Below are 22,724 nucleotides of genomic sequence, written 5' to 3' on the forward strand. Positions count from 1 at the left end.
ATGCGATCATCGCTCGCGCGTTTCATCGAGATCCGGCGGGCGCTACCGCTTCTTGCAGCGGTGCTGCTGATCGCCGCACTGTTGATCCCGGTCTGGGAGATCACGCTCACCGCACCACAGTATCCCGGCGATCCGATGATCATCGAGCTGTACGTGTATCCGCATCTGAGCGGCGATTTTGTCGAGATTCAGGGCCTCAACAAGTACGCTGGGTTCTACTTCCCTGATCCGGTGTACGTCGAACCGAACTACGACGTACACGAGAAAGCAATCGACACGCCGGAATGGGTTCTCGGCCCCGTCGTGTACCTCCTGCTTGCACTGACTGGGATATTCGTCTCCCTTGCGCCGACGGTGCGAAAGCTCAAAATGGGCCTGATGGCCCAGTTCGCCGGCACGACGAGTGTCTTTCTGGGTATGTTTGTCCTCATCCAGTACCGCCTGTATCAGGCTGGACATACACTCGACCCCGACGCCCCACTTCGGGGTATCGAGGGGTTTACGCCACCACTGCTCGGAAGCTATGAGGTCGCGAACATCAGCGGATTCGCCTGGTTCGGCCCTGGCGGATACATGACTATCGCCGCCATCGGCCTGCTAGCTATCGCGTACCTTGCCCGGGATACGGAAGCGACTGTTCTGGATCTCCCGGCACTACTGCGGACGATCCCGGAAACAATCCGCGAGAGAGTTACCCACCGCCGCCAGCGGGGGGATCATCACGATGACAGGCCAAACGGTACGGAGGACCGAGAAGACCATGCGTAAAAACTCTGCCGAGGTGGGGTTCCTGCTGGCAGTCTGTGCGGTCCTATTTCTCGCACTCGCGGTGCCGGTGTTCGCGGCAGGAAGCGCAACGCCAGCGGAGTCGGATTCCGCCCCCGAGGTCCGGACCGATACCGCTGCGACCTCCGTAACCGCGCCGGAGATGGATGGGACCGCAACCGTCGGAGATGAGCGCTACGAGACGGCAGAAGCAGCGGTCCAGGCGGCGGCTCCGGGCGAGACGGTCGTACTCAACGGCGCGTTCGACGAGCGATTGAACGTCTCGACTGACGACGTCACGGTCACCGCCGGCGACGACGGTGCCGTCCTCGATGGCAGCGGCGAGGAGCGCGTCCTGACGATCAGCGGCGAGAACGTCACCGTCACCGGGCTCTGGATCCGTGCATCCGGTAGCGACATCGGGTCCGAAGACGCCGGCGTGTTCGTCTCGGGCGACGACGCCCGGATCGATACCCTCCGGATCACCGACTCCGCGTTCGGTATCTGGATCGATAGCGCGGACGACGCCGTAATCGAGAACGTCCGTATCGAGGGGCGCGAAGACGTCTATCCGGTCACCGAACGTGGAAACGGCATCCAGCTTTACGAGACGACGGGGACGGTCGTTCGTGACAACGAGATCACGGACGTCCGTGACGGAATCTACTTCACCTGGGCGACGGACGTTCTCGCCGAGAACAATACGATCCACAAGGTCCGATACGGCGTCCACTACATGTACTCGGACGACAACCGCCTCATCGACAACGTCGCGGCCGACAACGGCGTCGGCTACGCGCTCATGGTGAGCGACGGGCTGACGGTGCGGAACAACACCGCGATCCGCAACGGCGACACGAGCGGCCACGGGATTCTGGTCAGGGATATCGAACGCTCCGAAATAAGCGGGAACGTTCTCGTGGACAACGCGAACGGGCTGTACGTATACAACGCACAGGACAACGACCTCACCGACAACCTTGTGCTTGGAAACGACATCGGGATTCACAGTTCCGCCGGCAGCGATGGACAACTCGTCGCCGGAAACAGCTTTATCGGGAACATCGAGGACGTCAAGACGCCGCGGAACTCGCTCGTCGAGTGGAACGCCACTGATCGGGGCAACTACTGGTCCGACGCGAAGACCGCGGATCGAACCGGCGACGGCGTGAGCGAGATCAGATACCGACCGTCAGGACTGGTCGAACAGATCACAGCGGAGCATCCACAGGCGGCCGTCTTCGCGAACAGCCCATCGTTCGAGGCGATCCGACTCGCGGAGAGTTCGTTCCCGGTCATCGAGGCACCGGGAGTTATCGACCGGAAGCCGCTCGTCGAGTCGCCACACGACTGGCAGCAGTACACGGACCGATCCCGATCGGAGGACGACGATTCATGAACGTTCTAGCCACTGACGTCCGCAAGACGTACGACGACGTAACTGCACTCGATGGCCTTTCACTGTCGATTCCGAGCGGTGCCACGTTCGGGGTCCTCGGCACGAATGGAGCCGGTAAATCGACCCTCTTCAGACTGCTTGTCGGCCACGACAGGCCGGATGGGGGAACCATCACCGTTGGCGGGCGGGACGTCACCGAAGAGAGCCGTCAGATCAGAGAGCACATCGGCTATCTGCCGGAGAACATCGGCTTCCCGCCGGCGCTCACCGGTCGAGAGGTATTGGAGTTCCATGCGACCGTTCGAGGACTCCCGGATGACGGTCGGATCGAGCGAGCGGTCGACCGCGTCGGCCTCGACCCGGCGGAAGCCGACAGGGCTGTCTCCGGGTACTCGAACGGGATGCAGCGTCGACTCGGACTCGCGACGGTACTGCTTCCGGATCCCTCCGTGTTGATCCTCGACGAACCGACCGCAGGGCTTGATCCCCGCGGTGTCGACGAGTTCCACCGAATCGTCGAACAGATCAACGACGAGACAAATGCGACAGTCATCTTCTGCTCGCACGCGCTTGCAGAGGTCGAGCGACTCTGTGATCGAGTCGCCATACTCCACGAGGGGAGCGTTTGCACGGCGGGACCGGTCGAGGAGATAGTCGGCGACGCCGTCGACGCCAGCACCGGCCGTTCCGGATTACGGAGAGCGTTCAACGAACTCGTCACGGACACCGGTGCCGAAGCGGCGGCGGAGGTGTCGCGATGACCGACTCGGATCGGCGAGACGTGGAGGCCGATGCTGCTGCGGAGGCCCGCTCTGACGGTGGCCACGCAGATGCACGTCTAAACTCGGGCGAAGCCGCTAACCCGACTACTGAGACGGTCGCTCAGTCGACCGGCAGTGACGGTTACCGGGCAGCACTTCGACACATGTTCACCATCGCGGCCACGGAGTATCGGCTCGCCGTTCGCGGCCGGTGGGCGCTCGCGCTGACAGGGCTGTTCACAGTGTTCGGCGCGATGCTGCTGACGTTCAGCGGCTCGGCCGTCGGCCCGGAGGGGGTGGATCGAATCATCGCGTCCCTGACGAGCCTCGTCGTGTACCTGGTTCCGTTGGCGGCGCTGACGTTCGGCTACGACGCTATCGTTGGCCGGGAAGAGGAGGGCTGGCTCGCAGTCGTCTTCTCCCTGCCGGTCCGACGAGGCGAAGTAGTCGTCGGGAACTATCTGGGCCGATTACTCGTGCTTGCCGGATCGATGGTTCTCGGGTTCGGATTTTCCGGGTTCTTGCTCGTCCGCGAGTACGGGACGGCCCGATGGAGCGCGTTTCTGACCTTTCTCGTTGCGACAGTCGCCGTTGGCGCAGTGTTTCTCGCGCTCGCCGTCCTGCTCTCGACTATCGCCCGGGAGAAGACCCATGCACTCGGTGCCGCGCTCTTGGTCTGGGTCTGGTTCGTCCTCGTCCACGACCTCATCGCTCTGGGCGTTCTCGCGGCGTTTACGCTTCCCGACGTCGTCCTCTCGGCGCTCGTGGTTGCAAACCCGGTAAGCGTCTTCCGCGTGCTGGTGTTGAGCGAGCTAGGGACGGCCGCCGGAGGCGGGTTCACCGCTGCACTCGCTGGAGCGGGGCTCTCACAGGCGCTTCTCATCGGTGCGCTCCTCGTCTGGTGTATCCTCCCTGTGGCATCGGCGTCTTGGCTCGTCAGGCGACGCCGACTCTGATCCACGTCCTCGCGTGGCCCCTTCGAGAAACGAACGCTACGGATCATCTCGGGGGAAGAACGACCATTCACCCGAACGGCTTCGGCACCTTTCCGGCGACGCCGAAGCGCTACCCGAATACCGTGAGCGAGTCGCCAGGGACCACCCGACGGTACTTAAATAACCGAATAGTTCGGGAGTAGATACCTGCAGGATTCGGACGAACTCATAGTCATGGGCATACCCTTCCGCTTGACGGTAGCCAGTATATCTTGGCGACCCGGTCCCCGTTCACGGGAAGACAGGTCTTGCGCCGCCCCCCGGGACGGCGCTGGCCGTTTCTTGCGACGGAGTACTGTCGATCGAACGACGGAGTCAGACACTGCACAGACCAATGGATAGACGAGCTATCGTAATCGTCCTCGTGGTGCTCGCGGTGTTGATTCCGACGTGGTTCGTCGCGATGCACGGTGAACCACCGTCCGAGGAGATCCGAATCGATCAGAGCGTGAGCGAGATCCAGCCACTCGATGGAGTCGTCGATACCCCGAACAAGCTCTCGCCGAGTCAGGTTGGCGTCATCGTCTGGGTCGCGCTGTTCGGCCTGTTGGGCGTCGTCTCGTTCTTCCATCGGTTCATGAACGAGGCGGCCCGGCCGACCGAGGAGAGTGGCGGATCGGCAGACACGACTGCCGCGGACGGCGGCACGACTGGTAGCGCACCGCATGCGCGAACGACCGTACCGTGGCTGGAAACCGAGCACCGCTGGATCGTCGAGTACAAAGACGCGAGCGACGCCAAAACGGGACTGATTGCGATGGGCGGCCTCACCGTCCTCGCAATCACGTTCGCGGCGCTGTTTACCGTGGAGTATCTCACCCTCGCTCGCACCCAGTACTTCGGATTCTACACGTTCGGCATGTTCATGTCGCTCACTGGCTCGACAGTCTCGTACTACGCGTGGTTCATGCCCCACGTCGAAGTCGCCGAACGGAGGGATCACTGATGACGGAGGATACCAACGACTCACGACCGACGGCGAACCGAACCCACACCGACGGACACCTGCACCCGGACGGCGGTGGCAACAGCGAGGTCGACGACTGCACCGAGACGGACGCGTGTGATGCCTGCCCTGACGGTAAGGGCCCTGATATCGAGCCGAGCATCTACGAACCGTTCTGGGAGGACACTCGAGCGGCACTCGAACGGCGCGACTACGCAAAGCTCCTCGCGACAGTCGGCGGACTCACCGCACTCGGGAGCCTCATCGTCCCGGTCTCCGGCCTCACGCAGGTCTTCGACCGCAAGTACCAGGGGCCGGTCTACTCCGAGGGCGTCCCGCTCGTCGACGAGACGGGTGCCCGGATCGCTGAGGACACACTCGACGTGGGCACGCAGTTAACGGTGTTTCCGGAGCCACGACCCGGAATCGGGGACGCCCCGACGATCCTCGTTCGGTTCGAGGAGTCGGCCTACGGCGACGACGTCCGCGACGAGTACACGGTCGGCGGCTACGCCGCGTTCTCGAAAGTGTGTACGCACGCCGGCTGTATGGTCGACGACCGTGACGGCGACGTCCTCGTCTGTCCGTGTCACTCCGGACGGTTCGACCCGTTCACCGGTGCACAGGTCGTCGGTGGGCCGCCGCCACGAGCGCTCCCGCAACTTCCGATCACGATATCGGGTGATGGCTATCTCGTTGCGACCGCCGATTTTCAGGGGCCAGTCGGCCCCGGAGGTGACTGATGTCTCGACTCGAAGCCGCCTACGACTGGGCCGACGACCGGCTAGACCTCGACGACGCGCAGGACTTCATGGGGAAGGCGTTCCCCGCGGAGGACTCGTTCCTCCTCGGCGAGGTGGCGCTGTTCTGTTTCCTCATCCTCGCCGCGACGGGCATCTTCCTCGCGTTCTTCTACGAACCGAGCACGACAGCCGTCGAGTACGAGGGCAGCGTCGCGCAGTATCAGGGTCAGGAACTCCCTGCGGCGTTCAAGAGCGTTCTCAACATCACGTACGACGTCGAGTTCGGGATGTTCATCCGGCGGCTCCATCACTGGGCCGCACACCTGTTCGTGGCGTCGATAGCGCTTCACATGCTCCGCGTGTTCTTCACGGGCGCGTACCGCAACCCTCGCGAGCCGAACTGGGTCGTCGGCACCGGTCTCGCCGGACTGGCTATGTTCGCCGCCTACACCGGGTACGCGCTCCCCTACGACGAGTTCGCGAGCACCGCCGTCGGCATCGGCTACAACGTGGCGAGTTCGATCCCGATCCTTGGCGATCCCATCGCGAGCATCATCTTCGGCGGATCGTTCCCGACCAGCGCGACGATACCGCGGCTGTACTTCCTGCACGTCTTCGTCATCCCGGCGGCCATCGCGGCCCTGATCGCCGTGCACATGTTCATTCTCATCCGGCAGAAACACACCGAGGGCGTCCGTGACGAGGACGTCGTCGGGCCGATGCCGGCGGACGCCAGTTCGGAGAGCCCATCGGTCGAGGCAACCGACGGCGGCGTCGAGACCGTCGACAAGGACGACGACAGCATCGTGATCGGTCTGCCTGCGTTTCCGAACCAGGCCGCCGTGAGCGCGATGGTGTTCTTCGTCACGATGGCGTTCCTCTCGTTACTGGCCGGTCTGCTACCCGTGCACAACATCGCAGAGTATGGCCCCAACGATCCGGCGGCGACGCCCTCGCTCATCATGCCGGACTGGTTCCTGATGTGGGGGTACGGCTTCCTCAAACTCGTCCCCTCCTGGCTGAGTTTCGACCTGCTGGGCGTCCACTTCAGTTCGGAGTTCATCGGCGGGCTTCTGGTGCCCGGTATCGTGTTCGCGCTCGTCGTCGTCTGGCCCTTTATCGACCGGACGGACGAGCCGGAGCACTTCAGCCGGAACCCGCTCAACCACCCGTTCCCCACTGCCGTCGGCATCGCCGCCATCACGTTCATCATGGTCGCATCGGTTGCCGGGATGGACGTGATCCTCGCCGAGGTACTCGGCACGTCGACCGCCGCGCTCAGATCGTTCCTGATCGGAGCACTCGTTCTCGTTCCGACCCTATCGGGCGCCATCACCTACGCCGTCCTCGGTGGATGGGAGGACGAGGAACCGCCGGGCAACGAGAAGAGCGCAGCAGGCGACCGACCGGAGCGCCCCAACGAGGGTGTAGCCGACGATAGCGAGGTGGCGAGCGATGACTGACGCGACCGCTACCCGCGGGCCCGCACTGACCCCGCGTCGCTACCGCTGGGTGGACCGGCTGACGAAACTAACCGGCCTGGCGCTGATCTCCGTCGGATTCCATACGGGCATCACGACGCTTGCCGGTCTCGTGCTTGTGCTGCTCGGCCTCATCTCTGGCCTCGTAACTGTACTTATTGACAAACAATGACTGACTCAACCGACCCTACTGACGAACAAGCAACTGACGGCCTCGATACCGCCCGCCGTGACTTCCTCAAGGGAGCCGGCGCAGCCACCGTCGTCGGCGCAACCGGCCTCGGCATCGCCGACGACCTCCTGCAGATGGACGGTCTCGACGTCGTCGACGATCCGATCGGCAACTACCCGTATCGCGACTGGGAGGACCTCTACCGCGAGGAGTGGGACTGGGACAGCAAGGCCCGGTCCACGCACAGCGTCAACTGCACTGGCAGTTGCTCGTGGCAGGTGTACACGCGAAACGGGCAGGTGTGGCGCGAGGAACAGGCCGGTGACTACCCGCGCTTCGACGAGTCGCTCCCCGACCCGAACCCCCGGGGCTGTCAGAAAGGCGCGTGTTTCAGCGACTACGTGAACGCCGACCAGCGCGTTACGCATCCCCTGAAAAGCGTCGGAGAGCGGGGGAACGGGCAGTGGAAACGGATCTCATGGGACGAAGCGCTCACCGAGATAGCGGAGGAGGTCATCGACACCGTTCAGGACGAGGAGTACGACGCTATCAGCGGGTTCACGCCGATTCCCGCGATGAGTCCAGTCTCCTTTGCCTCCGGCAGTCGCCTCGTGAACCTCCTTGGCGGCGTCAGCCACTCGTTTTACGACTGGTACTCGGATCTGCCGCCGGGCCAGCCGATCACGTGGGGTACCCAGACCGACAACGCCGAGAGCGCGGACTGGTACAACGCCGACTACATCATCGCGTGGGGGTCGAACATCAACGTCACCCGGATCCCCGACGCGAAGTACTTCCTCGAAGCGGGCTACGACGGCGCGAAACGCGTCGGCATCTTCACCGACTACAGCCAGACGGCGATCCACTGCGACGAATGGATCGGCCCCGAACCTGGCAGCGACACCGCGCTCGCGCTCGGAATGGCCCGCACCATCGTCGACGAGGGACTGTACGACGAGGCCCATCTCAAAGAGCAGACGGATATGCCCCTGCTCGTCCGGGAGGACACCGGGAAGTTCCTTCGCGCAAGCGAGGTGCCCGGGCTGGACGTCGACGCCGACCGACCGGAGAAGGTGTTCGTCATGCAGGCCGCGGACGGCACTCTCCAGACTGCACCGGGGTCTCTCGGCGAGCGGGACGGTCAGCACGACCACTCTGTGAGCATCGAACTCGACTTCGATCCGGATCTCGCCGTCGAGCGCGACGTCTCGACAACCGACGGCACCGTCGAGACGCGCTCGGTCTGGCTCAACCTCCGCGAGGAACTCTCGGAGTACACGCCCGAGCAGGTCAACGAGATCACGGGCGTCGGCGTCGAGACCCACCAGAAGATCGCCCGCGAGTTCGCCGCGGTCGACCGCGCGAAGATCATCCACGGGAAGGGGGTCAACGACTGGTACCACAACGATCTGGGGAACCGCGCGATCCAGTTGCTCGTCACGCTGACGGGGAACCTCGGCCGACAGGGAACTGGTCTCGACCACTACGTCGGCCAGGAGAAGATCTGGACGTTCAACGGCTGGAAATCGCTCTCCTTCCCAACCGGGAGCGTCCGGGGCGTCCCGACGACCCTCTGGACGTACTACCACTCCGGCATCATGGAGAACACGGACCCCGACACCGCCGAGAAGATTCAGCACTCTATCGACGAGGGCTGGATGCCACTCTACCCGAGTGAGCGGGATACCGGCACCCGTCCTGATCCCCGGATGATGTTCATCTGGCGAGGGAACTTCTTCAATCAGGCCAAGGGTAACATTGCTGTCGAAGAAGAACTCTGGCCGAAACTGGATCTCGTCGTCGACATCAACTTCCGGATGGACTCGACCGCGCTCAACAGCGATATCGTCCTGCCGACGGCGAGCCACTACGAGAAACACGACCTCTCGGTCACGGATATGCACTCGTACGTGCATCCGTTCACGCCCGCCGTCGAGCCGCTGGGCGAGTCAAAGACCGACTGGCAGATCTTCCGCGAAATCGCCGCGAAGATCCAGGAACTCGCCGAAGAGCGGGGGATCGAGCCCATCGGAGACAGGAAGTTCGACCGGGATATCGATCTGCAGTCGGTCCACGACGACTACGTCCGCGACTGGCTCGACGAGGAACCGGGCGGGCTCGAAGAGGACCGAGCCGCCGCGGAGTTCATCCTCGAACACTCCGAGGAGTCGAACCCCGAGGACACCGAGGAACAGATAACGTTCGACGACATCGACGAACAGCCCCAGCGGCTTCTCGAAGCGGGCGACCATTGGACCTCGGATATCGAGGACGGCGAGGCGTACACCCCGTGGCAGGACTACGTACAGGACAAGAACCCATGGCCGACGTTCACGGGCCGCCAGCAGTACTACATCGACCACGACTGGTTCCTCGAACTCGACGAAGCCCTGCCGACCCACAAGGAAGGGCCGGTGCTTCAGGAGAAATCGGAGTACCCGCTCGGCTACAACACACCACACAGTCGGTGGTCGATCCACTCGACCTGGCGTGACGACACCAAGATGCTTCGCCTACAGCGTGGGGAGCCGACCGTCTTCCTGAACCCCGACGACGCCGAAGAACGCGGCATCGAGGACGGCGATATGGTTCGCGTGTACAACGACCTCGACTCCGTCGAGGTACAGGCGAAGCTGTATCCGAGCGGCGAACCCGGGACTGTCCGGCACTTCTTTAGCTGGGAGCGGTTCCAGTACCCCGACCGGAACAACTTCAACTCGCTCGTTCCGATGTACATGAAGCCGACACAGCTAGTCCAGTATCCCGAGGACACGGGCGAGCACCTGCACTTCTTCCCGAACTACTGGGGACCGACCGGTGTGAACAGCGACGTTCGCATCGAAGTCGAGAAAGTCGAGAGCGCCGAGAGCCAGGAGTCGGTCGACGGCAGCGGCGTCCTCGATGGGATCACGGGATTACTCGGGGGTGACGACTGATGAGCCAGTCCGATGACACCGGCGTCGACCTAGCCGACGGCATCGACCACCAGGTTGCGATGGTGATGGACCTGAACAAGTGTATCGGCTGTCAGACGTGTACAATCGCGTGCAAGACCAACTGGACCGAATCCGGCGGCCGCGAGTACATGTACTGGAACAACGTGGAGACCAAGCCCGGTGCCGGCTATCCGCGGGACTGGGAGGAACTCGGCGGTGGCTGGGACGAGGAGGGTGAAGAACGCACACCCGGCGAGTTGCCCGATCAGGAGGACTACGGTCGGGCGTGGGAGTTCAACCATGAGGCGATCATGTACGAGGGCAGCGACGAGCCGCTTCGTCCCCTCGAAAACGCGGACTGGGGCCCGAACTGGGACGAGGACGAGGGGGCGGGCGAGTACCCGAACTCCTATTACTTCTATCTCCCCCGGATCTGCAACCACTGTACCCACCCCTCCTGCGTGGAGGCCTGCCCGCGCTCGGCCATCTACAAGCGCGAGGAGGACGGTATCGTCCTCGTCGATCAGGACCGCTGTCGGGGCTACCGCTACTGCGTCGAGGGGTGTCCCTACAAGAAGGTGTACTACAACGCCCAGACGAAGACCAGCGAGAAGTGTATCTTTTGTTACCCGCGCATCGAGGGCGAGGGTCCCGAGGGCGAAGTTCGACCGCCATCGTGTGCCGAGGACTGCCCGCCACAGCTTCGTCACGTCGGCTTCCTCGACGACGAAGAGGGGCCAATCCACAAACTCGTCAACGAGTACGAGGTCGCCGTCCGCCTGCATCCGGAGTACCGGACCGAGCCGAACGTCTACTACATCCCGCCGTTCGCGCCCCCGCAGACGTCCGAGAGCGGGGAGACGGTCGATGCCGAGCGCATCCCGCGGGACTACCTCGAAGAACTGTTCGGGTCGCAGGTCAACGAAGCGCTGAACACGATCAGCCGCGAGCGCGACCGTGTCAGACGCGGCGAGGAGAGTGAACTCATGAACCTACTTACGACCGTCAACAACGACGATCAGTACCGCCTGGAGGTGTTCGCCGATGACGACTGAGGAGTCTGGGCTCGCTCGCCTCGGGACACGGGAACTCGTGCTTGCCGCCGTGCTCGCGCTTGCTATCGCGACGTCGGCCGTGGCATTCCCGATGCTCGTCGACGCGCGCCCAGCCTACGAGATTCCAGTCGATCAGCAGGGTGATCCGGCCGATCTGGCCGAACCGACCGGGGACGCCTGGGAGGAAGTGCCGGCCGCGAGCGTCCCGATGAGTAGTGCTGGCGCGGCCGTACCGGGGGGCGACGACACCGCCATCGAGGGCGCGCGCGTCGAGGCGGCACGCACGAGCGATCAACTGTACATCAGGCTCTCCTGGGGCGATACGAGCGAGAATCGGTCGACTGAATCCCTCAACGAGTTCGCGGACGCCGCCGCCGTACAGCTACCGGCGAACGGGACCGACCGACCGCCGATCGCGATGGGTTCGACCAGTAATCCTGTGAACGTCTGGTACTGGTCCGGGGACAATACCTCCGAGGCGCTTCTCGCCGGCGGGGCTGGCACCACGACCGAGATAGAGGAGACGACCCTTGAGACCGCCGCGACCCACGAGGACGGCCGGTGGAACGTCGTGTTCACGCGACCGCTCGCCGCCGATGGCGAGAACGTGGCAGACGCCACTGCGACCAACGAGATGGACGTCGCCTTTGCGGTCTGGGAGGGATCGAACGCCGAACGGTCCGGACAGAAGGCAACGACTGAATGGTACTATCTTGCGCTCGAACCCGACACGAGCGCCGCACCGTACGAGACGATCCTCTGGACAGTGGCGGGACTCGCCATCGTCCTCACGACGCTCGTAACGATCGAGGGCGTCAGACGAACGCGGGGTGACTGAGCATGTCCGAACCGACTCCGGACCGTGATAGCTCCCGTCCCGCTGTCGATATCGACACCGAGGCGCTAGACACCGCGACCGGAGCGCGTGGATCAGTGTACGCGCTCGCCGCCCGAGCGCTTTCCGATCCGGACCCGGAACTATACGCCGCCCTGGCGGACGGTTCGATCGATTCGGCCGTGGCCTCGCTCGTCGACCAGGCCGGACTCGACATCGAGGCTCCCGACCTCACCGTCGAGGACGACCGGGATACGCTCGCGGCCCGCTACAACGATCTATTCGTCGTCGGCTACTCGGAGGTGATCGACGGGACGGATGGGACGATCGACAGTCAGGGGCCGCCGGTCTCGCTGTACGAATCGACCTACCGGTCGGACGTCTCCTGGAACGACGTGAACCTCGATCTGGCCCGCGCCTACGAGTTCTTCGGCTGCGAGATCGGCGGCGAGGAGCGCCGTCACCACGATCACATCCGGCTGGAACTCGAATTTGTGGGCTACCTCTGTCGGGTGGCCGCCGCAAACGACGCCATCGGCAAGCGTGGCGACGACCCCAACGTGAACCGCGCTCGACTCGACTTCCACGACCGCCACCTCACGATTCTCGTCTCCGGGCTTCGCGAACGGATCGACGACGAACCGGGGACCGGGTTCTACGGTCGGTTCGCCCGATTCCTCGACGAGTTCATCACCGCGGACGTCGAGGATCTCGCAACACGGCTCGACGTCGGTGCCGGTAGCGAGCGAGAGCACGTCCAGCAGACCGGTTCGAACGCGGGTGGGAACTCGTGAGTTCTCCCACGGCAGATGTCGACAGAGACGGCGACGGTACGACAACCAGGACCGGACTGATCCGTGGCCGTCCTCTCGGCGTGCGACTGCTCGCACTCAGCGCGCTTGCGACGCTTGCAGTCGCGGCCACGACCGGGCTACACGTGCTCTACAACGTCCCGGTCGACCCGGCCAACGTCTCTACTCGTCTGCTCTCGACGGTGGGCACGGGGGCAGCGGCCCTCGTCGCGCTGGCGCTCGTCGCAGTCGCACTCGCGAGCACTCGTCCCGGCGTCCGTATCGGCTTCCTGTTCGCCGGCGTGTTCGGCATGCTCGCGACCCTTTCGAACGCCGCGGCGGTCCCGGCAGTCGTTGCGATCACGGGTGGCGCGGCGGTCGCGCTCGGCCCGGGACTCGGCAAGCCGTCGACGTACGACGAGTTCAGACGCCGTGCCCTCGGAATCGCGTTTCTCGCCGCCATCGGGCTTTCGCTTGCCTCGACGACGGGGGTCCTCGATGCAGGCTACCGCGGGACGGGGTCGGCCCTCTTTCTGGTGGCACTGACACTGCTCGTCGTTCGCACAGGGAGCGATCCGGTCGCACTCGTGGCGGGCGTGGCCGGCCTCGTCGCGGTGCTCGCCGTGAGTACCAGTGCGCCGTTCATTACGGGGAGCGCCCTGCTGATCGCGTTCGGCGTCGTCGGCGGGCCACACCTGCTCGCCGCGACGGCAGTCTTCGGCGGGGTGGCGGCCGCCGTGGCCGGACTCCGGGACGGCGACTACGCACTCGTCGTCGGTGCGGCCCTCCTGCTCGTGGCGGGCGTCCCGGCGTCGCCAGCGGCCGCGATGGCCGTCTGTCTCGGTGCGACACTCGCCTGCATCGACGTGGGGTCCGTTCTCGGGAAGACGGACCAGCGGGCGACACTCTCGGGGGTGAGTGACTGATGAGAGATGCTGACGAGGCGACCGACGGACCCACCGACCCGCGCGTCCACCCCGAGGAGAGCCCCGGCTTCGGCGAGGACGCCGACGGTCTCGAAGATATCGAGGTGAGCCGCGACGTCACGATTGGAGAAGCGACTCCGCGAGAACTCCAGGCGACCGACGTCGGGCCGATGGCGAGCGACGATGCCGCCGCCAAGATCGAAACACTCGCCGAGGGCGATGCCGTCGAACGCCGCCGGGCCGCCCTCGCGCTCGCTGACGAACGACCTACCGAGGCAGTCATCACCGCGCTCGTTCAGAACGGCCTTGGCGACGGTGACGAGGACGTCCGGCAGTTCGCGGTCGAAGCGCTCGGCCAACTGGGCGGCGAGCGGGCCGGCGAAGCCGCGGTTGCAACGCTTGACGATGACGATCCGTGGGTGCGCGCAGAGGCCGTCGTCGCGCTCGACCGGACCGACCGCGTTGCCTACGCCGACGCAATCGAAGCCGCACTGGACGACGACCATCACGCCGTCATCAGAAACGCGATGGTCTCGCTGTTCAAACTCCGCGGCGAGGCCCTGCTTCCCGTGCTCCTGGAGCACTCGGCGGCCGAGAGCGAGCGCCTCCGCGAGTGGGCGGTCCACCTCCTCGCCGGCGTCAAGGACGACCGAGCGACCGAACGCCTCGAAGCGGTCGCGAGCGATGACGAGGAGCGGCAGGTGGTCCGCAGCACCGCGGCGCGTGCACTGGAGGCCGACTCCGGAAAGTTCCGTCGCCAGTTCAGCGGGGGCACCGAGAACTCCAGTGCGGACCTCCCCGGAGAGAGCACGCTCAACCGACAACCCGATCTATAATGACCGAGAACACTGTCGATCCATCGGATGCCGACGCACCGACCGCCACCGACGACGGTGGTGAATCTACAGCAGGCCAGACGCTCTCGACGGCGGCGGTAGAGGCGGCACTCAAGCGCGTTCGCGATCCGGAGACCGACATGACCCTGTTCGATGCCGGCGTCGTCGAGAACATCGAACTCGACGGTCGGCGCGTCACGATAGAGGCGGATCTGCGGGAGTTCCCCCCAGAGGCCGCCGAGCAGGCCTCCGCAACCATGGTCCGGGCAGCCTCAGACGTCGAGGGTGTCGAGAACGCCCGCGTCGAACAGATCGATCCAAGCCCGGATCTCGACGGCCGGAGGTCCGGCATCGAGACGGCGGACCGCGTCATCGCAGTCGCAAGCGCCAAGGGCGGCGTCGGGAAGACGACAGTCGCAACGACGCTTGCGTGTGCACTCGCCAGCGAGTCCGACTCGGTCGGCCTCTTCGATGCCGACATCTACGGGCCGAACGTGCCGGAGGTCCTCGAAGCGAGCGGGCCGGTGTACAGCGACGACGACGGCAACCCGGTACCGGTCGACATGGACGGACTCGAAGTGATGAGCATGGCGTTGCTCTCCGACGGCGGCCCCCTCGCCTGGCGCGGCGCGATGGCCCACGACGCGCTCTCGGATCTCTTCGAGGAGACCGCGTGGAGCGATCCGGATACCGTCGTGGTCGACATGCCCCCTGGAACTGGCGACGTCGCCCTGACGACGCTTCAGGAGGTGCCCGTCGACGGCGTCGTCCTCGTCACGACGCCGTTTCACGCGGCCGTCTCGGACACTGGTCGCGCGCTCGAACTGTTCGAGGAGAACGAGGTGCCGGTGCTCGGCGTCGTCTCGAACATGGGCGAGTTCGTCTGTGACGACTGCGGCACCGCCCACGACCTCTTCGGCGGCGACGATCCGATAGCGGCGCTCGACGTGCCGGTGCTCGCCGAGTTCCCGTTCACTCCGGAGATGCAGACGACGCCCGAGCCAACCCCCAACGGGGTTCCCGAGTACGGGACCGACCTCGCCGCCGCCGTCGAGAAGCGCTACGAGGACGTCTGGACGGTCGACCCGCCCGAGGGGGCCGTCGACCTCCGTGGCCTCGACCCCGACACCAGAAAGGAGCGAGTGCAGGAGCGCTTCGAGGCGCTCGACGCCGGCGAGGAGTGTTTCCTCGTCAGCGACCGCGATCCCTCGCCAGTCCGTGGCTTCCTGCTCGAACTCGCCGAGACGGAGTCGCTGCCAAGCTTTCAGGTCAGACGACAGAACCCCGAGACGTGGTTCGCGCGAGCGACCCGTCCGTAACATCAAAAACACCACCTACCATCATGCGCTGGCCCAGCCAATGTCGTTGGCACTGTTTTCATGTCGTGAGAACGAACAACGATACTATACTTGAGAACGTAGATGCTCCAATTGGTATGGCAGACGGGATCCATGTCCGGTTGGCGGTTGACGGCTGCGATGGCTGCCCGGTAGCGACGCTATCGGAGCGGACGACGGTAGAGGACCTTCGCGTCGATTCCAGCGACGAGCGAGTCGAGTTCGTCACGACTGATCCGCCCACCGACCCGCCGGAGACGGTCGAACTCGTCGATTTCGGCGGCCAGACACATGGCCGGTACGACCTTTTGACGGAGCCCCACGCTACCGACGGCGGCGTACGGACGGCCGTGTCCGCAGAACAAGGAGCCGTCACCGGTGACGAACCCACGCGCGGCACCAACGAAGCCCCACCGGCTAGCGACACTGGCGACCACTCTGACGACCCCGGGTGCGACGACTGTTCCTGCCGGGGGATTACGTCCGTGTTCGAGGCACTACCAGTCAGACCTCGCGAGACGCGAATCGAAAACGGCGAACTACTCCTCTCGTTCGTTCTAACCGGGCACGAGGAACTGGAAGCCATCGTCGACGCCTTCGCCTCGGTTGGACTCAACGCCGAACTCCGGCAACTGATCGTTGGCCGGGACTGTGGCGATGACTGCGACGTCGTACCAGTCGATCTATCCTGTGTGACGACGCGCCAGGCGGAGGTCGCCGCCATCGCGGTCGAACAGGGATACTTCGAGCCCGGGGGCGCCTCCGCAGCGGAGATAGCCGCCGAGCTAGATCTCGCAAAATCCACCGTTTCGGAACACCTCCGGATAGTGACTGCCACGCTCTTCTCACAGTTGTTCGCGGACGAGTCTCAGTAGGTAGCAGTGGGTTCGGACACGGCAACTCCGAACGTGTTCGCGACACGAACCATGGACATAGAGAACCGAGTAGAGAATACAATGACCGAAATCGACGTCAGAGAGATTCCGCCCAACGAAAGACACGACCGGATCCACGCCACTTTCGACGGCCTCGATGCCGGCGAGACGCTCACGATAATCAACGATCACGATCCGAAGCCGCTCTACTACGAGATGGCCGCTGAGGTGCCGGCGTTCGACGAAGACGCATATACTCTCGAGCGCGAGGAGCCCTCAAAGTTCGTCGCGCAGTTCCCGAAGGTCGAGGCCGACCCGACGGTAGATCGGGCCGATATCGGCGCGCTCGACGGCGAACCACACGCCGACGTGTTCCCCGGCCAATCGCCGAAAACCGTCCGTCTCTCGCTGACCGCGGGAGAGAGCCTCCCCGAACACGAGCACCCCGAGCGAAACGTCCTCTTCCAGGTGCTGTCGGGGGCGGTAGATCTCTCTCTGGACGGTGACGTTCATCGCGTCAAAGCGGGCGAGATACTTCGGTTCGACGGTGACAAGCGTATCGAACCGGTCGCGGACGAGGACAGTACCGCGCTAGTCGTGCTGGCTCCGAAAGCCGCCGAGTGACCGAGAGGCGTCCGTCGCCGTTCGGCTCGGCCCGGAAGTATTGTGTTTCGCCTCTCGAACAAAAGACTCAGTCGTTCTGATACTCCTTTTCGAATCCCCGGAACTCGGTCCGGTGGGCCTCCTCGTCTGCAAGGACCGTCACAGCGAGGTCTTCGGTGACAGGGTCGTCGGCGTCCTTGGCGGCGTTGATAAGTGCGCGATACGTCTCGATAGCATCCCCTTCGGCGTCTAGAACGCCTCGGATAACCGAGAGGACGTCGGTCGAATCCTCCGGTGGTTGTAGCGAGTCCTGACGTGCGGTGAACTCCGCGGAACTGGGTGGTCGCGCATCCAGTTGCTTGAGACGGTTTCCGAGCTGTTGGGCGTGGGCCAGTTCCTCCTGAATGTCCTGCTGCAGGCTCTCTTTGATCTCTTCGGCGCGAACGCCGTCGAGAACGATTGCGTTCGTCTGGTAGTTCATCACGGTCTCCATCTCGTCGCCGTACGCTTTCTGGAGGAGTTCGATGACGCGGTCTGAGCTCATACAAATACGGATTCTCTCTACCTGAGGATATAGCCATCGCCGAATCCCGCTCGCTTGGAATACCCCACCGACTTTTCAGCCGCTTCAACCTGAGGCCGAAGGGATCTCGACCGTAGTTGGGAAAGTAGAGTTTGCAGTCTACCGCCCATTCCATAGTTTGCTGGCAGACCAGCCATACCAATCAGGGTTACCCCACGCGCAAAAATGCAGGTACTCTGCCTGTTCCTTATAATCACCATGGCGCACCATACTAAAGAAAAATATCGCAGGACGTTCTACACAACCATGACTCCCTACCACACCCCCTGCCCCTCAATGGGCGTTCCAGACGGTCGGGAGTCAAAATATGCTATTGGATGGGGACGGTGCTCATCCTACCGTTCACATCTTCTGACCGCGGGTGGAGCCGTCTGTCACATACGCCCCTCTCTCTTGGAGGATACTTTTGGCAACAATCGCATGTCTCAGTCGGGCAGTCACGACTCGCCGGGAGTATTCATCACAGGAGTAGATACGTCCGAGAAGCGGTCGGACGTAGGGCTCTGGCCCTCAGTTCACTCGTTGCTCTCTTGGAGTAACTCTTTGATTTCGCCGAGTTTGATGTAGGTAGCGAGTCCGAGAATCGTCCCGGGCCACAGGCCGATAAACTCTCCACGCTGTTTGTTCCCTCGGACGTAATAGTAGTAAAGAGCCAGAGCGACAGAACCGACAGCAGCCATCACAGTCAGATCGAGATTGTTTTCATCAACTTCTACCACGGTCTCTGCTGCTCCCTCTGTTGTTTCACTCACATATAAAATTCAGGAGTCTGTACGTAAACCACCTTCGCAATGACACACCATGCAGTTTATATAATCGCTTCGGTGCATCGGCTGCGGCCGAGTTTTTCGTCCTGCATGCGCGGTTACTCGGCAGTGTCTGATCTATCGCTTTCGATATAAATAGACTATAACTCTAGACCACTCGTAAGACGATGAGAACACCTGCACTACGTGGATGGGAAGTGTATATTAGAACAGATACCATACCACAAGGCATGCCTGAAGCACTTGCCGATCAGGACTGTGAAGCATGCACCTCCGAGGACGAACCCCTCACAGAGGAGGAATACCGCGAGTATGTTGCAGAGATCGACAGCGAGGTCTGGGATGTCGTCGACGACCACCATCTCGAGGGCATGTACGAGTTCGAGGATTTCCGCGACGCACTGGAGTTCACCTACGAAATCGGTGAACTCGCCGAAGACGAGTGGCACCACCCCGATATCCATCTCCAGTGGGGAGAGGTAACGGTCGAGATGTGGACGCACAAAATCGACGGGCTACACAAGACGGACTTCATTATGGCCGCACGGATGGATCGAATCCACGACGAGTACGTGCCGGAGTGAGCGACCCGCGGGATGCGGCCTGCACTACACTTCTGTTGGACCACATGTCTGGACAGAATACGAAGACTCCGTAGAGCCGACCGTTTAGAACGGGGCCTCGAAATCGGGCGTTGCCGTCCCTGTGGATTCGCCAATGTCGGATTTACCGATCTGGACTCTGAACTCGCCTTGTTCTTTCTTCTGGTACTCCCAGCGGAACTCCGCACCCGCTTCGGCCTCGAACTGGTGATAGAGCGGCTTTGGGTCGTGGTCGTTGATCAGCACGAATCCCTCCCCGTCCTGTAGCGCCTCGTAGGACTCGAAGATCAGTTCGTGGCGTTTCGCCGGTGGGAACTGCCGGACGTCGAGTTCGTCAGTAATCGTCAGTTCCTCGCTAGACTGTTGATCCTGGGACTCGGACTCTCCCGTGTCGGCATCCCCCTTCGTGATCCAGACACGACAGCGGCCATGCTCTTTCTCCCGGACGTCCCACTCGAACCGCTCGCCGTACTGCTGGCTGAACTCCCTGTGAAGCGGTCGTGGCTCGTGGGGAGCGATCAGCTCCAGGATATCCCCGGCCGAAAGGTTGCTGAAACGGTGATGGATGGTCGGATGTCGCTCCTGTTTCGGTATCTCGCGGACGTCGAAGGACGCCGCCACGGCCTCGTTCCCACTGGTGCTGGTCTCCGTTTTGAGTATCTCCACTTTCCAGGCGTCCGACTCGCGACTGCGATACTCCCAGTCGATACCCTCACCGTGCATGGAACGGAGTTCGTGATACAGCGGTTTCGGATCGTGATCGTTGACGAGAACGAACCCGTTGCCTGGGTCGAGATTTTCGAATGTTTCGGTCAGGATCGAGTGTCGTTGCTGTGGCGGTAGCTCGCGGACGTCGAACTCGGTCAGTTCTGCGGTACTCTCACCGGTCGGGCGAGCGGTAACAGCCCAGGTGTCCGGTCCGTCTTCCTCGTATGTCCACGTTAGCGATCGATCCTCCGTAATCTGGGCCTGATAGAGCGCTGGGCCGGGGTCTCGATCAGCAGTGATCGTCACTACGTTATCCGGTTCGGCCTCGTGGAGTGCTGCCAGAATCTCCATCCGTGCTTGACCAGGCGGCGTTTCAGTCACGTCGATATCGGATACCATTATCTCGTATCCGACGTCGCCGGCATGATGGGTAGGTCCTGTGGCGAACAGATTCGGGACATGCAGTTCGTGGCCAGCGTTCGGAACAATCGTTAGGTGCTGGACAGCGTATGGGAGCGTATGCATCTAGAGACCCTTTGCATCGACGGGTCGGTATCGGTACTCTTTCCGCCAGAACTGCTGCGCGAGAAGTTGAGCGACCTACCAGTCGAGATTGTCATCCTCGACGATTCGATAGACGAACTCTCCACAGACCAGGGTGTGGTGACACTCGCTTATCGCGAGGCGTTCCTCGACGCCGGATGGGTTCACTCGGTCCAAGCGGGGGTCGATCGCTTCCCTCTCGATCGGTTCCAGGAGGCTGACGTCTATCTTACGAACTCGACGGGCATCCATGGCGACGCGATCGGAGAGACCGTTGCGAGCTACCTTCTCGCGCTCGCCCGACGACTGCACGAACACGTGGCGAATCAGCAACGAGCGAACTGGTCACAGCCCGACTGGAACGAAGCGTGGACGGTTAGCGGCGAGACGGCCTGTGTCGTCGGTATCGGTGGGCTTGGGCGAGGTATCGTCGACCGACTGAACGGTCTCGGACTCGACGTGATCGGTGTCCGGCGAACACCGACACCGGAACCCGGTGTCAAGAAGGTCTACACGCCTGATCAACTACAAGCGGCCGTTTCGGACGCGCGGTTTGTCGTTCTGGCCGTTCCGCTCACGGAGCAGACCCGTCGGATGGTTGGTCGTGACACCTTCGAAGCAATGCGCGAGGACGCGTATCTCGTCAATGTAGCTCGTGGCAGTGTCGTCGATCAAAATGCACTCGTGACGGCGCTCGAAGACGGATCTATCGCAGGGGCCGCACTGGACGTCTTCGAGACCGAGCCGTTGCCCGAGTCCTCGCCCCTATGGGAGATGGACGACGTAATCGTCTCGCCGCACTGCGGAGCCTTCACGCGCGACTACTACGAGCACGTCGGAGCGCTGGTCCGCGAAAGCGTTACTCGAATTCGTACCGGCGATGAGCCGGTTAACCGAGTCGTTTGAGGCGTATATCTTCGACGAACACCCACGCAGTTTCGTGAAGATGGATCGGACAGGAACTACCGGGTGGATCAGTGCGGTCCAGCAGAGTATATCGCCACAGTGCTAGAGGAGTATCTCACTCGGACTGGAACAGTCGCCCACAGTCGGGACATTCCCCCTCAACTACCGCAACCTCCCGCTGACAGTCCGGACAGTACTTTCGGCGACAGGGTTGTTCGCCCATTGGCGAAATTTTCGTTCCGAGAGTTGAAAAATCACGTGCACCCCCTCACCGGGTCCGTGCTATCGGATGTTCCGTCGACGACAGAGGAGTTCCTCGCCGTTCTGAAGCCGTTGGTTGCCCTATAAAAACACTCGCGAAGATATTCGTCAAAGAGTATTCCCGGCATGGTAACAACACAATGAGATATGTCCAAAAGAGCGAGGCGATACGAGGGACGTGAACCGGTCACCCGTTGCGTACACGACCGACCATGGGTTGCAAATCTCGAGTCCTCCGCACACGCAATCGACCGCGGATTAGTCGTCAGCGAAGCTATCGACGCCATCGAGCAAACGGTTCCGGGGACCCGTGTCGACCTAATTACTCACAAGCGTCATGGAGACCCCGCCGCGTATCTGTATTCACGGCTCGAATCTCGGTTCGATCATATCGGCCTCTCGGCCGATGGGCGATGTCACTGTGGCGGATACGTGACCTCGGTGGTGGTCTAAGATGCCGCGAATCGACTTCGATGCTGAACGGTCCTACGACGACGAGCAGTTCACGGCAAACGGCGTCTTTCAAAGCGATCACAAAAAGGTCGTCTGTGGCTATTTCGAGCCGGAACAGTTCATTCCGGTCCACGCACCGAGCAGCGACCTGACGGTCATCGTTCGGTCCGGTCGGGGGGTCGTCCGCGACGGCGACACCGAACACGATGTCGAAGAGGGCGATATCGTCATCGTCGAAGCGGATACGGAGCGCGGCATCAAAGCCGATGAGGACTCCAGATTGGAGGCGGTACTGGTGACCGCACCACCGCCAACCGACGCCGAACACGACCCAGTACGCGAGGGGCTTCGGACCGGACAGTTCGATCCGCGCAGTGAGCAGTCATGACGACTGCTCATACTATCGACGACCACGACGGCGAGCCATGCGCGAACTCCGTTCCGA

Annotated in this window: 23 protein-coding genes; 20 read left to right on the top strand and 3 right to left on the bottom strand. The window is 62.8% G+C overall.

Features of this window, described 5'->3' with window-relative positions; all coding sequences use genetic code 11:
* The 17 genes from ACFQL3_RS00575 (at nucleotide 1) to ACFQL3_RS00655 (ending at nucleotide 17,477) form a co-directional block, all read left to right on the top strand.
* Entirely contained in the window at nucleotides 1–768 is a 768-nt protein-coding gene (locus ACFQL3_RS00575; protein ID WP_377050449.1) for a hypothetical protein, read from the top strand.
* On the top strand, nucleotides 761–2,164 hold the full coding sequence (gene nosD / locus ACFQL3_RS00580; RefSeq protein WP_377050451.1) for a nitrous oxide reductase family maturation protein NosD: 1,404 nt from the start codon (nucleotides 761–763) through the stop codon (nucleotides 2,162–2,164). The genes ACFQL3_RS00575 and nosD overlap by 8 nt, the downstream gene beginning before the upstream one ends.
* Entirely contained in the window at nucleotides 2,161–2,925 is a 765-nt protein-coding gene (locus ACFQL3_RS00585; protein WP_377050453.1) for an ABC transporter ATP-binding protein, read from the top strand. Before nosD ends, ACFQL3_RS00585 begins: the two co-directional genes overlap by 4 nt.
* Nucleotides 2,922–3,881 carry an ABC transporter permease gene (locus ACFQL3_RS00590; protein ID WP_377050455.1) on the top strand — a complete coding sequence of 320 codons (960 nt, stop codon included), beginning with the start codon at nucleotides 2,922–2,924 and terminating at the stop codon, nucleotides 3,879–3,881. Before ACFQL3_RS00585 ends, ACFQL3_RS00590 begins: the two co-directional genes overlap by 4 nt.
* A gap of 373 nt (nucleotides 3,882–4,254) precedes the next feature.
* Nucleotides 4,255–4,866, top strand: a complete 612-nt coding sequence (locus tag ACFQL3_RS00595; RefSeq protein ID WP_377050457.1) for a hypothetical protein — start codon at nucleotides 4,255–4,257, stop codon at nucleotides 4,864–4,866.
* A complete protein-coding gene (locus tag ACFQL3_RS00600; protein ID WP_377050458.1) occupies nucleotides 4,866–5,609 on the top strand; it encodes a ubiquinol-cytochrome c reductase iron-sulfur subunit in 744 nt (247 codons plus the stop codon). Before ACFQL3_RS00595 ends, ACFQL3_RS00600 begins: the two co-directional genes overlap by 1 nt.
* Nucleotides 5,609–7,072, top strand: a complete 1,464-nt coding sequence (locus tag ACFQL3_RS00605; RefSeq protein ID WP_377050460.1) for a cytochrome b — start codon at nucleotides 5,609–5,611, stop codon at nucleotides 7,070–7,072. The genes ACFQL3_RS00600 and ACFQL3_RS00605 overlap by 1 nt, the downstream gene beginning before the upstream one ends.
* Nucleotides 7,065–7,262: a hypothetical protein gene (locus ACFQL3_RS00610; RefSeq protein WP_377050462.1), complete on the top strand. Its 198-nt coding sequence runs from the start codon at nucleotides 7,065–7,067 to the stop codon at nucleotides 7,260–7,262. The genes ACFQL3_RS00605 and ACFQL3_RS00610 overlap by 8 nt, the downstream gene beginning before the upstream one ends.
* The gene (locus tag ACFQL3_RS00615; RefSeq protein WP_377050464.1) at nucleotides 7,259–10,198 is read left to right on the top strand and encodes a molybdopterin-dependent oxidoreductase; all 2,940 of its coding nucleotides are present in this window, start codon (nucleotides 7,259–7,261) and stop codon (nucleotides 10,196–10,198) included. Before ACFQL3_RS00610 ends, ACFQL3_RS00615 begins: the two co-directional genes overlap by 4 nt.
* Nucleotides 10,198–11,253, top strand: a complete 1,056-nt coding sequence (locus ACFQL3_RS00620; protein WP_377050466.1) for a 4Fe-4S dicluster domain-containing protein — start codon at nucleotides 10,198–10,200, stop codon at nucleotides 11,251–11,253. The genes ACFQL3_RS00615 and ACFQL3_RS00620 overlap by 1 nt, the downstream gene beginning before the upstream one ends.
* Complete coding sequence (locus tag ACFQL3_RS00625) at nucleotides 11,243–12,091, top strand: ethylbenzene dehydrogenase-related protein (RefSeq protein WP_377050468.1); 849 nt, start codon at nucleotides 11,243–11,245, stop codon at nucleotides 12,089–12,091. Before ACFQL3_RS00620 ends, ACFQL3_RS00625 begins: the two co-directional genes overlap by 11 nt.
* 2 nt (nucleotides 12,092–12,093) lie before the next feature.
* Entirely contained in the window at nucleotides 12,094–12,882 is a 789-nt protein-coding gene (locus ACFQL3_RS00630; protein WP_377050470.1) for a molecular chaperone TorD family protein, read from the top strand.
* Nucleotides 12,879–13,805, top strand: coding sequence for a phosphate ABC transporter permease (locus ACFQL3_RS00635; RefSeq protein ID WP_377050472.1), 927 nt, complete (start codon nucleotides 12,879–12,881; stop codon nucleotides 13,803–13,805). The genes ACFQL3_RS00630 and ACFQL3_RS00635 overlap by 4 nt, the downstream gene beginning before the upstream one ends.
* Nucleotides 13,805–14,641, top strand: coding sequence for a HEAT repeat domain-containing protein (locus tag ACFQL3_RS00640; RefSeq protein WP_377050474.1), 837 nt, complete (start codon nucleotides 13,805–13,807; stop codon nucleotides 14,639–14,641). Before ACFQL3_RS00635 ends, ACFQL3_RS00640 begins: the two co-directional genes overlap by 1 nt.
* Complete coding sequence (locus ACFQL3_RS00645; protein ID WP_377050476.1) at nucleotides 14,641–15,960, top strand: P-loop NTPase; 1,320 nt, start codon at nucleotides 14,641–14,643, stop codon at nucleotides 15,958–15,960. The genes ACFQL3_RS00640 and ACFQL3_RS00645 overlap by 1 nt, the downstream gene beginning before the upstream one ends.
* Nucleotides 15,961–16,076: 116 nt before the next feature.
* Nucleotides 16,077–16,853, top strand: coding sequence for a helix-turn-helix domain-containing protein (locus ACFQL3_RS00650; RefSeq protein WP_377050478.1), 777 nt, complete (start codon nucleotides 16,077–16,079; stop codon nucleotides 16,851–16,853).
* An 81-nt stretch (nucleotides 16,854–16,934) separates the two neighbouring features.
* On the top strand, nucleotides 16,935–17,477 hold the full coding sequence (locus ACFQL3_RS00655; protein ID WP_377050480.1) for a DUF2249 domain-containing protein: 543 nt from the start codon (nucleotides 16,935–16,937) through the stop codon (nucleotides 17,475–17,477).
* 67 nt (nucleotides 17,478–17,544) lie between these two features.
* Here ACFQL3_RS00655 and ACFQL3_RS00660 read toward each other — a convergent pair whose 3' ends face one another.
* Entirely contained in the window at nucleotides 17,545–18,000 is a 456-nt protein-coding gene (locus ACFQL3_RS00660) for a ferritin-like domain-containing protein (protein WP_377050482.1), read from the bottom strand.
* Nucleotides 18,001–18,554: 554 nt separating this feature from the next.
* On the bottom strand, nucleotides 18,555–18,791 hold the full coding sequence (locus tag ACFQL3_RS00665) for a hypothetical protein (protein ID WP_377050484.1): 237 nt from the start codon (nucleotides 18,789–18,791) through the stop codon (nucleotides 18,555–18,557).
* A gap of 245 nt (nucleotides 18,792–19,036) precedes the next feature.
* On the opposite strand from ACFQL3_RS00665, the gene ACFQL3_RS00670 reads away from it, so the two are divergent.
* Entirely contained in the window at nucleotides 19,037–19,390 is a 354-nt protein-coding gene (locus ACFQL3_RS00670; RefSeq protein WP_377050486.1) for a 4a-hydroxytetrahydrobiopterin dehydratase, read from the top strand.
* 84 nt (nucleotides 19,391–19,474) lie between these two features.
* Here the strand turns inward: ACFQL3_RS00670 and ACFQL3_RS00675 are convergent, their stop codons facing one another.
* Nucleotides 19,475–20,515 (bottom strand): DUF2249 domain-containing protein, encoded by a 1,041-nt coding sequence (locus ACFQL3_RS00675; RefSeq protein ID WP_377050488.1) that lies wholly within the window; start codon nucleotides 20,513–20,515, stop codon nucleotides 19,475–19,477.
* A gap of 120 nt (nucleotides 20,516–20,635) precedes the next feature.
* Between ACFQL3_RS00675 and ddh the strand changes: the two genes are divergently transcribed.
* Together ddh and ACFQL3_RS00685 are read left to right on the top strand one after the other, a co-directional pair.
* Complete coding sequence (gene ddh / locus ACFQL3_RS00680) at nucleotides 20,636–21,565, top strand: D-2-hydroxyacid dehydrogenase (protein ID WP_377050490.1); 930 nt, start codon at nucleotides 20,636–20,638, stop codon at nucleotides 21,563–21,565.
* A gap of 715 nt (nucleotides 21,566–22,280) precedes the next feature.
* Nucleotides 22,281–22,667 carry a cupin domain-containing protein gene (locus ACFQL3_RS00685; protein ID WP_377050492.1) on the top strand — a complete coding sequence of 129 codons (387 nt, stop codon included), beginning with the start codon at nucleotides 22,281–22,283 and terminating at the stop codon, nucleotides 22,665–22,667.
* The last annotated feature ends 57 nt before the right edge of the window (nucleotides 22,668–22,724 follow it).

Origin of the sequence: Natronoarchaeum sp. GCM10025321, assembly GCF_042663585.1 — an archaeon.
Classification (GTDB): domain Archaea; phylum Halobacteriota; class Halobacteria; order Halobacteriales; family Natronoarchaeaceae; genus Natranaeroarchaeum.